The sequence below is a fragment of the Paenibacillus polysaccharolyticus genome (assembly GCF_023714295.1).
GTDB lineage: Bacteria > Bacillota > Bacilli > Paenibacillales > Paenibacillaceae > Paenibacillus > Paenibacillus polysaccharolyticus_A.
The window spans coordinates 1-277 of sequence record NZ_JAMAUN010000066.1 but is presented as its reverse complement, the minus strand read 5'-3'; the positions used below and the strand labels follow the sequence as shown (position 1 = coordinate 277).

The window sequence follows — 277 nt, the reverse complement described above, 5'->3', positions numbered from 1 at the left end:
GAACAAGTTTGATCTTTGAAAACTGAACAACGAGTGAGTAACGATCTTGCTTGCAAGATCGACGCTGGAAAAATCGGTACAAGTCTTCGAACTGTATGATTTTGAAAGCAACAATGAGATTTAATCTCGTCAGATTCAAAATGAGCTTATGCTCTTTTCAATACCCCGATGAGTTACACCGCGTTTAACGACGCTGCGAAATTCATCTTTATTGGAGAGTTTGATCCTGGCTCAGGACGAACGCTGGCGGCATGCCTAATACATGCAAGTCGAGCGG

At 43.0% G+C, this 277-nt stretch carries 1 rRNA gene; it reads left to right on the top strand.

Annotated features, from left to right (window positions below):
• Positions 1–208: 208 nt before the first annotated feature.
• A 16S ribosomal RNA gene (locus M3629_RS28245) occupies positions 209–277 on the top strand; the annotation flags it as partial.